This window comes from Pedobacter faecalis (genome assembly GCF_030182585.1).
Taxonomy (GTDB): domain Bacteria; phylum Bacteroidota; class Bacteroidia; order Sphingobacteriales; family Sphingobacteriaceae; genus Pedobacter; species Pedobacter faecalis.
This window is the reverse complement of sequence record NZ_JARXOW010000002.1, coordinates 177,252-190,788: the sequence shown is the minus strand read 5'-3', so window position 1 is coordinate 190,788 and position 13,537 is coordinate 177,252. Positions and strand designations below refer to the sequence as shown.

At 48.5% G+C, this 13,537-nt stretch carries 9 protein-coding genes and 1 tRNA gene; 4 read left to right on the top strand and 6 right to left on the bottom strand.

All coding sequences use genetic code 11. From position 1 onward, the window contains the following. Nucleotides 1-13 precede the first annotated feature (13 nt). Entirely contained in the window at nt 14-559 is a 546-nt protein-coding gene (locus tag QEP07_RS14495) for an LbetaH domain-containing protein (protein WP_285010877.1), read from the top strand. Between the two features lie 33 nt (nt 560-592). Continuing rightward, complete coding sequence (locus QEP07_RS14490) at nt 593-1,822, top strand: TCR/Tet family MFS transporter (protein ID WP_256007271.1); 1,230 nt, start codon at nt 593-595, stop codon at nt 1,820-1,822. On the opposite strand, the gene obgE is transcribed toward QEP07_RS14490, so the two are convergent. From obgE to QEP07_RS14465, 5 genes are all read right to left on the bottom strand, one after another. Beyond that, the gene (gene obgE / locus QEP07_RS14485) at nt 1,806-2,807 is read right to left on the bottom strand and encodes a GTPase ObgE (protein ID WP_256007270.1); all 1,002 of its coding nucleotides are present in this window, start codon (nt 2,805-2,807) and stop codon (nt 1,806-1,808) included. The two genes, QEP07_RS14490 and obgE, sit on opposite strands and share 17 nt — an antisense overlap. 12 nt (nt 2,808-2,819) lie before the next feature. Beyond that, entirely contained in the window at nt 2,820-3,389 is a 570-nt protein-coding gene (locus QEP07_RS14480) for an adenylate kinase (protein WP_256007269.1), read from the bottom strand. 56 nt (nt 3,390-3,445) lie between these two features. Next, nucleotides 3,446-4,162: a peptidylprolyl isomerase gene (locus QEP07_RS14475; RefSeq protein ID WP_285010876.1), complete on the bottom strand. Its 717-nt coding sequence runs from the start codon at nt 4,160-4,162 to the stop codon at nt 3,446-3,448. Nucleotides 4,163-4,304: 142 nt separating this feature from the next. Further along, nucleotides 4,305-4,374, bottom strand: a tRNA-OTHER gene (locus QEP07_RS14470). Nucleotides 4,375-4,425: 51 nt separating this feature from the next. Next, on the bottom strand, nt 4,426-7,086 hold the full coding sequence (locus QEP07_RS14465; RefSeq protein WP_496196563.1) for a family 78 glycoside hydrolase catalytic domain: 2,661 nt from the start codon (nt 7,084-7,086) through the stop codon (nt 4,426-4,428). A gap of 161 nt (nt 7,087-7,247) precedes the next feature. Between QEP07_RS14465 and QEP07_RS14460 the strand changes: the two genes are divergently transcribed. Continuing rightward, the gene (locus tag QEP07_RS14460) at nt 7,248-8,648 is read left to right on the top strand and encodes an alkaline phosphatase PhoX (protein ID WP_285010874.1); all 1,401 of its coding nucleotides are present in this window, start codon (nt 7,248-7,250) and stop codon (nt 8,646-8,648) included. A gap of 69 nt (nt 8,649-8,717) precedes the next feature. Further along, the gene (rocD, locus tag QEP07_RS14455) at nt 8,718-9,974 is read left to right on the top strand and encodes an ornithine--oxo-acid transaminase (RefSeq protein WP_285010873.1); all 1,257 of its coding nucleotides are present in this window, start codon (nt 8,718-8,720) and stop codon (nt 9,972-9,974) included. Between the two features lie 11 nt (nt 9,975-9,985). On the opposite strand, the gene QEP07_RS14450 is transcribed toward rocD, so the two are convergent. Further along, a complete protein-coding gene (locus QEP07_RS14450; RefSeq protein WP_285010872.1) occupies nt 9,986-13,228 on the bottom strand; it encodes a S41 family peptidase in 3,243 nt (1,080 codons plus the stop codon). Nucleotides 13,229-13,537: the final 309 nt, after the last annotated feature.

Sequence of the window (13,537 nt, the reverse complement as noted above, 5' to 3'; positions counted from 1 at the left end):
AATCCGTATCTGAATGCAGCTTAAAAAGAACTTCGATAAAAAAGGCTTTTCCACGGGCGCATCCCTTCTCAGAATATCACTATGGTATTTTACAAGCACACTGCTTGTGCGTTCAGGAATCATTCCTTCCAGCAGTATTCTGGTGTTCATACTCAAACTCTTCGGGGCCCGAATCGGCAAAGATGTGAGAATTAAGCCAGGTATCCAGATAAAATATCCATGGAAATTAAGGGTGGGCGACCACTGCTGGCTTGCTGAATGTACCATTGAAAACACAGACTTCGTCCTTATCGGCAAAAATGTCTGTATCTCCCAGCAGGCCATGATCATTACCGGAAATCACGACTACACCTCTGCTTCTTTCGATCTGCTTACGAGACCCGTTATCATAGAGGACAGCGTCTGGATCGCTGCCCGTGCCATATTACCACCCGGCACGAGGGCACACAAAGGCTCAGTACTCACGATAGGCTCAGTGGCATCAGGCAATCTCGCTGAGAACATGATATATAAGGGTAATCCGGCTGCCATTATCCGGCAAAGAAAAATTCAAAAATAGTTCCTACCTTGCGTCCCCAAAAAATATTTTTCCATGGCAGGTTCACGTAAGGCAGCATTAAGTTTCATCTTTATCACACTTCTCCTGGATGTCATCGGCATCGGAATTATCATTCCCGTGTTTCCGCTTCTCATTGAACACCTGATCGACGGAACCATCAGCGATGCTTCCAAATGGAGCGGATGGCTAACATTCGCCTATGCCATTATGCAGTTTGTGTGCGCACCGATCATAGGTAATCTTAGCGACAGGTATGGTCGCCGCCCGGTGCTGCTCCTTTCTCTCTTCGGCTTTGGGATCGACTACATTTTCCTAGCCTTTGCGCCTACCATATGGTGGCTTTTTGTTGGCCGTGTTATCGCTGGTATTTTCGGCGCAAGCTTCACTACAGCCACGGCATACATTGCTGATATCAGCACAAATGAAAACCGCGCCCAAAACTTCGGCATGATCGGCGCGGCTTTCGGACTTGGTTTTGTGATAGGCCCTGCCCTTGGAGGCTTGCTTGGCGAGTTTGGTCCAAGAGTGCCCTTTATTGCCGCAGCCATACTTACGCTCATCAATGTGGTATATGGATTTTTCGTTCTCCCTGAGTCGCTCGACAAAGATCACAGGCGGGCGTTCGACTGGAAGCGGGCAAACCCACTAGGCTCACTTCTCCGTTTGACGCGGTACAAGGGCCTCGGGGGACTTATCGTAGCCCTGGTATTCGTGTATATTGCGGGTCACGCCGTGCAGAGCACCTGGACTTTCATCAACATTGAAAAATTTAACTGGAGCACTTTTACCATCGGTATCTCGCTTACGACCGTGGGCTTACTTATTGCCGGTGTCCAGGGCGGACTAATCCGTGTCATCAATCCGAAACTTGGGAATGAGCGAAGCATTTACATTGGCCTCGGATGTTATGCGCTTGGGCTTCTGCTATTTGCCTTTGCAACAAAAAGCTGGATGATGTTTGCCTTTCTGGTGCCCTACAGCCTTGGTGGCATAGCAGGCCCGGCACTTCAGGCCGTGATGTCCGGGAACGTTCCTCAGAACGAGCAAGGGGAACTTCAGGGAGCGCTGACAAGTCTTATGAGTGCGACTTCTATCATTGGTCCCTTAATGATGACCTACCTCTTCGCATGGTTCACCAGGCCCCAGGCACCCGTTAAGTTCGCCGGCGCACCTTTCCTTGCCGGAGCCGTCCTTATGATTCTCAGCGCCTGGATTGCAGCCCGGTCAATGAAAAAAGAAGCTTTTCTTAACCGGCATCAATAGCCGACCAGAGTTTGTCTTTCAGCTCCTGAATGCCTTTTTGTGCTACTGAAGAGATGAAAACATACGGAATACCGGAAGGAAGTTCCTTTGTCATCTCCGTCGTAAGCTCTTCGTCAAGCAGATCCGATTTAGTAATAGCCAGCAAATGCGGCTTTTGCATGAGTTCGGGATTATAATCGTTAAGCTCCGACTTCAATATGGAGTATTCCTGTGCAATCGTACGCTGAGTATCTGCCGGAACCATAAAAAGCAACACTGAATTACGTTCTATATGCCGTAAAAACCGGAAGCCAAGGCCTTTTCCCTTAGACGCACCTTCAATGATTCCGGGGATATCGGCCATTACAAAAGATTTGCCATCACGGTAAGAAACAATGCCAAGGTTTGGCACAATGGTCGTGAACGGATAGTCAGCGACCTCAGGTTTCGCGGCCGATACCACGGAAAGTAAAGTAGACTTACCCGCGTTTGGAAAACCTACCAGTCCGACATCTGCTAGCACCTTCAACTCAAGAATCATCCATTCTTCCCGTCCCGGTTCACCAGGCTGCGCAAAGCGCGGTGTTTGCATCGTAGAAGTCTTGAAGTGCCAGTTACCCAGACCACCACGGCCGCCCGGCGTTAGGATGCGTGTCTCACCATCTTGTGTGATTTCAAACAAGACGTTACCGGTCTCTGCATCTTTAGCGATTGTCCCGAGCGGAACATCCAGAATCTCATCTTTACCAGATTTACCGGTAGATGTTGCGCCCGACCCGGGTTGGCCGTCTTCGGCTATAATATGTTTACGATATTTGAGATGCAGTAAAGTCCAGAATTGTGCGTTTCCGCGCAAAATAATATGGCCGCCCCGGCCGCCATCCCCACCGTCCGGACCGCCTTTGGCCGTCCGTACATCACGATGCAAATGCGCGGAACCAGCGCCGCCCTTACCAGAACGGCAGCAGATCTTCACATAATCTACAAAATTTGAACCCTGCGACATGTAGTCTGTCGATTAGTATTGGTCAACTACCGTACAAAGCGCCGAGAAGATATCCTCAATCTGGCCGATGCCGTTCACTTTAGCCAGTTTGGCTTGCGATTCATAGTAGGGCAATACGTGAACCGTCTTATCAAAATACTCCTCTATCCGCTTTTGAAGCTTGTCGGCCTGATCATCTACCCTGCCGGTTTCCAACTGGCGCTGTGCAATGCGCTTAGTCAACTCAGCCTGATCAACATCAAGGGCAATAACCCCCGCGATCTCAGTACCTTTACTTACAAGAAAATCATCTAATGCCTTTGCCTGTGGCACAGTGCGCGGAAAGCCGTCAAAAATGAAGCCTTTAGCCCCCGGATTCTTATCTACTTCTTCCTCCAGCATCGCAATAGTGATCTCATCGGGCACCAGCTGACCTTCGGCAATTAAGGCACTAACACGCTGCCCCAACGCCGTTTGATTTTTTATATGCGCCCTGAACAAATCACCGGTCGAGATGTGAACCAATTGGTACTTGTCGATTAATTTTTCAGACTGAGTGCCTTTGCCTGCACCCGGAGGACCAAATAGAACAATATTCAACATCGGAATTATATTTTAAATTTTACGAGGGGGCAAATATACGAATTAATCGGGAATACCTATTTGTGCGTTATTGGAGTAGCCAGACGCCTTTTCAACCGATTGGCCTCGGCCTTTGACAGAACCTCCGCCTTAAATATCACCGGTACTAAAGGGACATCGCTGGTATCGGTTTGTACACCATTGATCAGACTGGCCACATCCATACCCGAAACAACCTCCCCAAACACCGTATACCCGCCGTCTAGATGAGGCGTGCCGCCCCTCGTTTTATATATTTCCCTGGCAGCAGCTGACAGCCGCCTGCCTGTCTTCTTCTCCAACTCGTCCAGCTGCAGATCTGTAAACTTTTTCCCTGCCACCAGATAGATCTGATTAAAATATGAAGCTTTCTCCGGATTGTCGTCGCGACCCGCACCCAAAGCACCCGCTTTATGAATATACGAATCGACGAATTCTGCGGGTAATCTTTTGCGGCCGAGCTCAGGATGCTTCTGCTCGCGGGTCAAAATACTATCGTCCAACTCGCCTGCCTGGCTCACAAAATCTTTGATTACCCTATTAAATGCTGCGCTGCGATAAGTCCCCGTGCTGATCTCCCGTAGAAACATGTCCCGATGTCGCGGCGTCTTATCGTACAACATCAGTACGATATCCCCTTTCGTCGTTTTAAGCCTTACCAACTTTTGCTGAGCCTGAACACCGAAGGCAAAAGCAAATAAGAGCGCAGCCGTCAGCATCAAACGCTTACAAACACCCGAAGCAAGTCCAATCATAGTCTTATAAATTCTTAAGCAAATATACCAAAAGAAAAAGGGCTGATCACTCCAGATACAGCCCTTTTCAAACCAAATATAAACGAGTTTGGACAAGTCTTCCGACAGACGTCCGGGATAGGCAATTATATTATTTGCCTTGTCGTCATGGACGGACTCGAACCGCCATTAAAGGTTATGAGACCTCTGCCTAACCTCTCGGCCACATGACTATGCGACAAATATAAAAATAATCTAGTAAACCGGTAGACTTTATTTAAAAATTATTTATTCAGTCTGCACTCAAACTCATAAACACCTGATCCTACGGTCGTCGTGGTGCCGGTTTCAGCTCCCGATTTCAGGATTGGCGCCGGTAAAATAACCGTTGCCTTCGTATTGGCAGGTACCTCCACCCTAAGTTTAAACAGGCCATCCTCAATTTTCCAGGCAGAAGCGACCGGACCATAAGGCGTGCTTAGCTCGGCCGAAACACTACTCAGCTTGCCTCCCGGCACAGGCTGAATCACAATTTCCTTGTAACCCGGGCTACTTTGATTGATACCCGCCATATTTCTATACATCCAATCGCCTATCGCACCATAGGCATAGTGGTTATACGAATTCATATTAGGTGTCTGGAAACTACCATCAGGCTTTATACCATCCCAGCGCTCCCAAATGGTTGTTGCGCCCATCTTTACCGGATACAACCAGGAAGGATAACTTTCCTGCATCAGCAGGTCGTAAGCAACATTCGTATGTCCGAAACGCGACAACACATGACATAGATAAGGTGTACCCAAAAAGCCCGTGGTCAGGTGATTGCCATAACTCCGTACATTCTGCACCAGGCGGTCGGCCGCCTGCGCACGCAACGACTCGGGCAACATATCAAACTGCAGCGCAAGCACATAAGCTGTCTGGGTAGACGAAATCAATCGCCCACCCGGGGTCATATACTCTTGTACGTAGGCCGTTTTAATTTTTTTAAGCAGATCCTCATACTTGCCCTCTATATCCGGCTTACCTAACACCTTTGCCGCGTTAATAAGAATCTGAACAGAGTTTGCGTAAAAACATTGTGCAATCATATACTTGTCTGTCACCGCAGCGCGACCGTCATTATCATCGTCGGGGCGATAAAAAAGCCAGTCGCCAAAGTGAAATCCGGTATTCCAGAGGTTGTCCTTCGACCGGGATGTCATAAAGTCGACCCAAGCCTTCATACTGTCAAACTGCGCTTCCAAAATACCTTTATCGCCATAAGCCTGATACATCGACCATGGAATGATTGTACTCGCGTCGGCCCATCCTGTAGCACCTGCATCATTTTGGTTCATCACATCAGGAATAACAAAAGGGACATTACCGTTTTTATGCTGATCGGCTTTAAGGTCTTTCAGCCATTTGGTAAAAAACCCAGCTACATCCATGTTATAAGCAGCAGTATTTGCAAAAGCCTGCGCATCACCAGTCCAGCCCAAACGCTCGTCTCTCTGCGGACAATCGGTCGGAACATCCACAAAGTTCCCCTTCTGCCCCCACTGGATATTATGCTGCAACTGGTTAAGCAGTGCATTTGAAGTGCTTAACTTACCGGTGGTTTCCATTGCCGAGTACACGGCAACTGCGGTGAGTTGCTCCGGTGATACGTCACCCGGGTAACCTTCTATCTTCACATACCTGAAGCCCTGGAATGTAAAATGCGGTTCGAACGATTGCTCAGCATCACCTTTCAAAATATACGTGTTCTGCGCTTTGGCCGAGCGCAGGTTGGTGGTGTAAAAATTCCCGGACTTGTCCAGCACCTCAGCATGACTTAGGGTAATCTTGGTACCGGCGGGACCTTTTGCTTTTAAAACTACCCAACCCACCAGGTTCTGACCGAAATCGGCCACCGTTTCTCCCGCAGGGGTTTTAAAAACCTTTAACGCTTTAAAAACCTCATGCTTTTTCACGGTCGGCCCACTCATCCCGACCAGTTGCTCAGTACCCTTTTCTATAATCCGAACGGGTTTCCAACTTGCATCTGCAGTGTAAGAGACCGTTCTCCAGCCTGTCTTCTCCTGCCGTGCGTCGTAAACTTCGCCATCGTAAACATCAGAAGCCACAATCGGACCATAAGACGAAAGCCAGCTTTCATCTGTATTTACAACCTCTTTCGTTCCGTCGGTATACGCTACCTCGAGCTGCATAAGCAGTGCTCTGGTATCTCCATAAAAGCGACGTTGATGGTTAAAGCCGATCCGGCCTTTGTACCAGCCATCGCCCAGGGTGACGCCGATGGCGTTGGCGCCCGACAGCAATAATCCGGTTACGTCATAAACCTGATATTGCAAATGGTTTTTATAACTCGTCCAACCAGGCGTAAGGTAACTGTCGCCCACCCTGCGACCATTGATGTATGCTTCATAAAGCCCCTTGGCCGTCACATACACGGTGGCCGACTTCACACGCTTCTTCAGATCGAATGTTTTTCTCATAAGCGGACTTCTCGAGGAAGTATCCTTTTCCGGTACAGCTATCCACTTCGCGGTCCAGTCGCCCGCCTGCAAACCAGTTTGCCAATACTGCACTTTGCTCCATGACGAGGTATTACCGTGATTATCCTTTACGCGAACCTGCCAGTAATAACGCTGTTTCGACTTCAGGGGCGTGCCTCCATAAGGCACCAACACCGACTGATCTGACTTTACCGAAGCATTCCAGACCAGCTGCTTACCCGACCTGATTCCTTTTTCGTCAGTTCCAACCCGGATTTCATAGCCGGTCTGCAAGGTATTTTTCAGGGACGACGAAATCTTCCATCCGAGTCTGGGTTTGGCTGCGTCTACCGACAAAGGGTTTTCTAAATGTTCCACCCTTAGATCATAAACACAAAGCTTTTGTCCGAAAACACTAACACTGGAAAAAAAAGATAATAGTAAAAAAAGAAATTTCATTTGAATGCTGTTTATATTGGTTACATCTGATATACGAGTATCTGTATTATTTTTTAGATCTGCATCATGAACCGTCCTGACAGGACCTGGAAGCGGAAGTCCATTTTAACATTAACTTAATACACTTCAATTAACTTTGCATAGAATATTTACAAACAGTTATGAGTTCAAGAAGAAGCTTTTTAAAAAATACTGCCCTGGTCAGCCTCGGTTTTACAGGATTAAACAATTATGCGGCTAAGGCAGCAATGTATCTTTTAGACGCCGATCCGGGCGCAGGCTTTGGCCCGCTTTTTCATCGCGAGGGCGACATTCTAAGTCTTCCTAAGGGTTTCACCGCCAAAGTTATCTCGCGCAAAGGAGACCTCATGAACGATGGATTGCTCATGCCAGGCATGTACGACGGTATGGGATCTTTTTCTCATACCAACGGCAAAACCATTCTGATCAGAAACCACGAAAACAGTCCGGGCGCTGATATACTAGGACCGTTCGGAAAGGACAATGAACTCATTCATAAAATTGATAAAAACAAAATATATGACTTCGCAGGCGGCGATAAAACTTGTGTTGGCGGAACCACTACGTTAATTTACAACGAAAAAACGCAGACCGTAGAAAGTCAGTACCTCAGTCTTGTAGGTACGGTCAGAAACTGTGCCGGAGGCATTACGCCCTGGAAATCCTGGATTACCTGCGAAGAGAGCAGTTTAACCCCAAAAAATGAGGGACTTGGCCTTGAAAAGGAGCACGGCTTCAATTTTGAGGTTCCGGCTACCGACCGGATCGGAATTACAAGCCCTGAACCTATCAAAGCGATGGGTCGCTTTACGCATGAAGCAGTAGCGGTTCAGCCGGGCACAGGAATCGTATACCAGACAGAAGATGAAGGAGATAGTTTGTTCTATCGCTACCTCCCCAACGCTTATGGCAAACTGCACAACGGCGGAAAATTGCAGTGCTTGTCCATCAAAGAATGGAAAAGTGCCGACACACGCAATTATAAATCGCTTACCACCGATAAATTTCCGCAAAAAAAATCCTTTGAGGTGGAATGGATCGACCTGGACGACGTTGAGGCGCCCGATGGAGACCTCAGGTTACGCGGATTTAAAATGGGTGCGGCAAGATTTTCACGCGGTGAAGGTATATGGTTTGGTAACGGCGAATTATTCTTCGCGTGTACAGACGGAGGGCACAATAAGCACGGACAAATCTTCAAATACGTTCCAAGCAAATTTGAAGGTAAGCCGGAAGAGAAAAATAGTCCGGGCAGGCTCGAGCTTTTTATTGAATCCGATAACATTGAGACCTTCGAGAATTGTGATAACTTAACCATTGCGCCTTGGGGCGACGTCATTATCTGTGAAGACAAAAAAGATGCGCGGGTAATCGGTATTACGCCAGAAGGCAAGACCTATGTTATCGCAAAAAATATAGGCTACCGCAATTCTGAATTTGCAGGACCGGTGTTTTCGCCAAACGGGAACACGTTCTTTATTAACATCCAGAATCCGGGGCTCACTTTAGCGATAACAGGCCCCTGGAAAAAACGCAGATGATACAGTAATACCACGGGCAACTTGGTGCTGTAGCTGATAAAATGTTAAGTTTGCTAAAAACTATTGCTTATGAACACCAGTCTGCAGTCCCCAAAAAGTGAAAAGTTCATCCACCTCGAAGAAGAATACGGCGCACATAATTATCACCCCTTACCGGTGGTGCTCGAGCGTGGCAGCGGACCATTTCTGTGGGATGTAGACGGAAAAAGATATTTTGATTTCCTGTCGGCTTATTCCGCGGTAAACCAGGGGCATTGCCACCCGCGTATTATTGCAGCGCTTACCACGCAGGCGCAGCGGCTAACATTAACGTCACGCGCCTTTTACAACGATAAACTGGGCGATCTGGAGCAATACATGAGCAAACTTTTTGGCTACCAGAAGGTGCTCATTATGAATTCAGGAGTAGAAGCCGTAGAGAGCGCCATGAAGTTATGCCGCAAATGGGCCTACCTTGTAAAAGGCATAGCGGCAAACCAGGCCAAAATTGTTTTTGCAAAAGATAACTTTCACGGGCGTACCATCAGCGTCGTTTCGGCATCCAGCGATCCGGATGCACGAAAAGATTTTGGCCCATTTGTAGAAGGGATTGTCCAAGTGCCTTATAACGATGCAGGGGCATTGGAATCATTACTTAAGTCCGATAAAAATATAGCCGCCTTCATTGTAGAACCCATACAGGGCGAGGCCGGCGTTGTGGTACCTGAGTCAGACTACCTGAGGACTGTGCACGATCTGTGCAGAAAATACAATGTGCTGTACGTAGCCGACGAGATACAAACCGGCATTGCACGGACCGGCAATATGCTGGCATCTTATGATATTCACAGCAGCGATACCCCCAGGCCTGACGTACTCATCCTCGGAAAAGCCATTTCGGGCGGTGTATTACCTGTTTCGGCCGTTCTGGCTGATGATGAAGTGATGCTGACCATTAAGCCAGGCGAGCATGGCTCTACATATGGCGGCAATCCACTTGCATGCGCAGTGGCTAAAGAAGCGCTGCAGGTCGTATTAGATGAAAAGCTGGCTGAAAATGCAGAGATACTTGGAAACCGGTTCCGTGCCGGACTTCAGGAAATAGCCGGGCGAAATCGACTTATCAGACAGATCCGCGGCAAGGGACTGCTCAACGCTATTGTTATCGATAGTGATGAGCACTCAGACCTGGCCTGGAATATATGCCTCGAGTTTGCAGCGAACGGCCTTCTGGCCAAACCTACCCATGGCAACAAGATCAGGCTGGCCCCGCCACTGGTGATCAGTACCGAACAGATCAACGAAGCACTGGCGATCATAGATAAGTCGCTCGCCAGCTTCGTATAAATGCTGCCTCCCTATCGGGAAGCAGCGTTCAGCATTTCTTTTACAGCAACCTCAATCTGTGTATCCTTTCCGCGAAGATAATCTTCGTAGCTTACCGGCACGCGGATATCGGGCTCAACCTGCAGGTTTTCCGTCGTACGGCCTTCCTTGCCGATGGTACCGATCATCGGGATTCCGAAAATAAGCGTCGGATCAATCTGGCGCTCCCACCAAACGGCTGTGCCAGTACCCGCTACCGGCATCCCGATCAGCTTACCGATGCCATTCTGCTTATAGATGTAAGGGAAAATAAAAGCGTCACTGTAATTCGCCTCGTTCATCACCACACAACTCGGTTTGGTCCAGCGCACATTAGGTTCGCCGCCTTTAAGCCTGTTGCCCTGCGGCGCAAACTCCAGGTATTTTTTGCCCGACAAGAACGTATTGAGATCATCGTGCAGCCAGCCTCCGCCGTTAAAGCGGGTGTCGACAATCAGCGCTTCTTTTTCTATATTTTTGCCCATTACCACATCAAAAACTTCCCTGAAACTGGCATCATTCATTCCCTCTACATGCACGTAGCCCACCTTGCCGCCGCTTAACTTGTCCACCATTTTCTCCATCCGGGCTACCCAGCGCTTATACATCAGGCTGTTTTCATCGGCAATACCGATTGGTCTGATGCGTTCCGTCCACCGCTGCTTGCTGGCCGGGTCATAGAAACTTAGCAGTACGTTCTGGCCTTTTTTATTGTTCAGCAATTTAGCCCAGTCCAGATCAGTTGATAAAGTAGTCTGGTCTATAGCCTCAAGAACATGCCCCGCTTTCACCTTGCTTGTATTGGTGGCTAGCGGTCCACCCGCAATAACCTCTGTGATCTTTAAACCATCGCTGGTTGAGGTCTCGTCGTAAAGCAGTCCCAGAGCGGCAGTCTCATCGGCGTTCGGGATAGCCGGCGAGAAACGACCACCGGTGTGTGAAGCGTTCAGTTCACCCAGCAGCTCACTCAAAAACTCCTGGAAGTCGAAGTTATTACTGATGTGCGGTAAAAACCTGGCGTATGTGGTGTAATACATATCCCAATCAACCCCGTGGAGTTTAGGATCGTAAAACTTCGCCTTGGTTTGCCGCCATGCATGTTCAAAAATATAGCTTCGCTCAGCAGCAGCGTCCAGCGCCACATCGCCATTGATACCAATTGGCGTTACCCGGCCACTCTCACTCTCCACCTTCACCAGCTTACCTCTGTTGGCCACAAACAAGCTCTTGCCATCCTTACTCATCTCAATTCCGCTGGGCGAGCCCGATAGTTTGGCCAGAATCTTTGTCTCCCTGCTTCGCGTATCCGTAACCCAAAGGTCGTAACCGCTTTCAAAGGCCGACAAATAATAAAGTTTGCTTGCATCTGCGTTCAGTACATAGCCACCAAGCGAACTGCTGTTTATGGTAAGCTTAACCCGGCGATTCTCCAGGTTGTTGAAGTCGGGCACAAAACCTTTTTTGGCGGTGTCCGTCTTTTTGGCTTTCGACTTGGCCGGGAGACTATCCTTCGGCGCTATGCGCTCCCTTTGCTGACGCTCTTTAAAAAGCTCATAATCTGCCTTGGTCATGTTGGCCTGATCGTAAGCCGCCTGATCGAAGAACACGCCAAATATATCCATCTCGCGGTTGCCCTGTATGGCGAGCGACTTCCGCCCGTAGCGACTGCTCGCCCAGGTCATCATCTTGCCATTCAGCGCCCACTTGCCCATAGCCTCACCAAATCCGCTGTTGACCGGATATAACCTTTCACCCGATCCGTCGGCCTTAATTATCGCAATATTACTTCTCGACATATAGCCGTTCTCATCGTCGGTCAGAATATACTTACCATCCGGGCTCCACTGGAAACTCCAGTCGCCGTCACTATACGAATAATTATGCCCTGCAGGAAGCAGCGTGCGACTGCTCTTAGATTTGATGTTGAATACCCGCAGCACATTTCTGTTCTCCACATAGGCAATCTCCTTACCATCGGGTGAAATCTCCGGCTGATACTGCTCCGTTACACCCTCAATAAGCGGTTCGTCGCGGATTACCGTAGCCGCATAGAAATAAGGTTCGTCTTTCTGCACAATTACACTGCGGTATACGTCCCAGCTTTTATTTCGCTCGGTCGAGTAAATAATAGCCTTGCCATCAGGCGCCCAGGTTACCATGCGCTCCTGCTGCGGCGTTTTCGTGATCTGCTTGGTCTGACCGTTCTCTACGCTCGTCACAAACACCTCGCCCCGGGTTACAAAAGCAATCTCCTTTCCATTGGGGCTCAAGGCGAACTCCGTAATGTCGCCATTTACCGGCATCGTTTTAACCAGATTATCGCGACCGTCGTTCAAGATCCTGATCTGGACTTTCGCTGTCTGACCGTTTTTCAAAAGATAGATCTCGCCGTTTTGTGAGAAACAAAGCGTATTGTCCGAAGCGCGGGTCAGGTGCCTTACCGGGTTATCTTTAAACTGAGTGAGCTGAGTGTAACTTGCAGCCCCCGATGCCGGTGTACTGTATATATTCTGGTTACCGTTCTTTTCACTTAAAAAATAGATCATGCTGTCGTCGGCACTAAAAACCGGGTTACGGTCTTCCCCCTCAAAGGTCGACACCTGCTTATAGGTATTCGCCTTGACATCCATGACCCAGATATCGCGGGTTACCGATGAGGTATGATGTTTGCGCCAGGCATCTTCAAATCCCTTTTTATCTTCAAAAACAAGCTTACTGCCATCGCGGTTAAACCGTGCATACTCCATACCGGCGGCGCTGATCAGCACCGGGCGGCCACCGCCTAGCTTAACCGAATACAGGTTCTGGAATACGCGCGGACTATGAAAGCGTGCGCTTTCGGCGTTGCCGTTTCGGGAACTGCCAAACACGACACTCTTGCCATCGGCGGTAAAATCGTAGGGGTAGTCATTACTGCTGTGGAATGTCAAACGTTGGGGACTTCCACCCGTAACAGGCACCGTATAAACATCAAAGTTGCCGTAGCGGTTGCTCGCAAAAGCCAGGGTCTTCCCATCGCGACTCCACACCGGCATCATATCGTGCGCCTCGTTCAAGGTCAGCGGCACGGCTTGTCCACCACCACTGCTAACCAGGTAGATATCGCCTTTATAACCGAATGCAATCTGGCTGCCATCGGGCGAAATTGCGGGATAGCGCAGCCAAAGCGGATTGTCCTGCGCAACTACTGAAACTGCTGCGCTGAGCAGCGCAACGACAAAAAGAAGTCTTTTCATGAATACTAATGCTAATGCAACAAAGATGCAAAGTAAAATCCACTATTCCGAAAATAAAATGCCCAATTGCCTGCAACGTTTTTGTTGCGATTTCCTCAACAAGATGGCGGTGATACTTGGCTCTTTCAAAAAAATCGATTAATGGCTATGCAAGGTTTGAACAAGATCTTTAGTAGGAATCAAACACCCACTTAATAGGGGGTTTATAGGGAGATCATAGGGGCAAATTCCCTATAAACTTCCTTTTAGATTCGTATTAAATTCATCTGAATTAGTTTGATTCTTTCCTTTCATTTTCTTAAATTGGTA

Excerpts from the sequence above, each read along its gene's own strand:
- QEP07_RS14495 (WP_285010877.1), top strand. The coding sequence starts at position 14 with ATGCAGCTTAAAAAGAACTTCGATAAAAAAGGCTTTTCCACGGGCGCA.
- QEP07_RS14460 (WP_285010874.1), top strand. The coding sequence starts at position 7,248 with ATGAGTTCAAGAAGAAGCTTTTTAAAAAATACTGCCCTGGTCAGCCTC.
- QEP07_RS14480 (WP_256007269.1), bottom strand. The coding sequence starts at position 3,389 with ATGTTGAATATTGTTCTATTTGGTCCTCCGGGTGCAGGCAAAGGCACT.
- rocD (WP_285010873.1), top strand. The coding sequence starts at position 8,718 with ATGAACACCAGTCTGCAGTCCCCAAAAAGTGAAAAGTTCATCCACCTC.
- QEP07_RS14450 (WP_285010872.1), bottom strand. The coding sequence starts at position 13,228 with ATGAAAAGACTTCTTTTTGTCGTTGCGCTGCTCAGCGCAGCAGTTTCA.
- QEP07_RS14490 (WP_256007271.1), top strand. The coding sequence starts at position 593 with ATGGCAGGTTCACGTAAGGCAGCATTAAGTTTCATCTTTATCACACTT.
- obgE (WP_256007270.1), bottom strand. The coding sequence starts at position 2,807 with ATGTCGCAGGGTTCAAATTTTGTAGATTATGTGAAGATCTGCTGCCGT.
- QEP07_RS14475 (WP_285010876.1), bottom strand. The coding sequence starts at position 4,162 with ATGATTGGACTTGCTTCGGGTGTTTGTAAGCGTTTGATGCTGACGGCT.
- QEP07_RS14465 (WP_496196563.1), bottom strand. The coding sequence starts at position 7,086 with ATGAAATTTCTTTTTTTACTATTATCTTTTTTTTCCAGTGTTAGTGTT.